General features: G+C 58.3%; 1 protein-coding gene. It reads right to left on the reverse strand.

The annotated features are described in order from the left end of the window. Positions 1-43: 43 nt before the first annotated feature. A partial coding sequence (locus RZO55_RS10985; protein WP_318064324.1) for a CAP domain-containing protein occupies positions 44-393 on the reverse strand: 350 nt, incomplete at its 5' end.

Here is a 393-nt window from a genome sequence, read left to right on the forward strand (position 1 = left end):
TCCCGCGGGATATCTCCCGCGGGAGGTGAAACCTGATTGCCCGTTACTTGCCTATGAATTGCTGGGTCCAATAATGTCCGTATTCGCCGCCCTTGGCATAACCCACCCCGATGTGGGTAAACTCGGGGCTCAAGATGTTGGCACGGTGTCCGCTGCTGTTCATCCACCCTTCCACCGCCGCCTTCGGCGTTGGATAGCCGGCGGCGATATTTTCACCCGAAGCCCGGTACTGGATGCCAAACTGGCTCATCATGGCCGAGGGAGAACCGTAGGTGGGGGAATCGTGGGAAAAATACCCGTTGTCCCGCATGTCCTCCGACTTGAGGCGGGCCACATGGGACAATTTTACGTCTACTTTGAGGGGCGCCAATCCCCTCTGGGTCCGTTCCTGAT

Source organism: Clostridium boliviensis, from assembly GCF_033342255.1.
In the GTDB taxonomy this organism is placed as follows: Bacteria; Bacillota; Clostridia; order Lachnospirales; family Lachnospiraceae; genus Lacrimispora; species Lacrimispora boliviensis.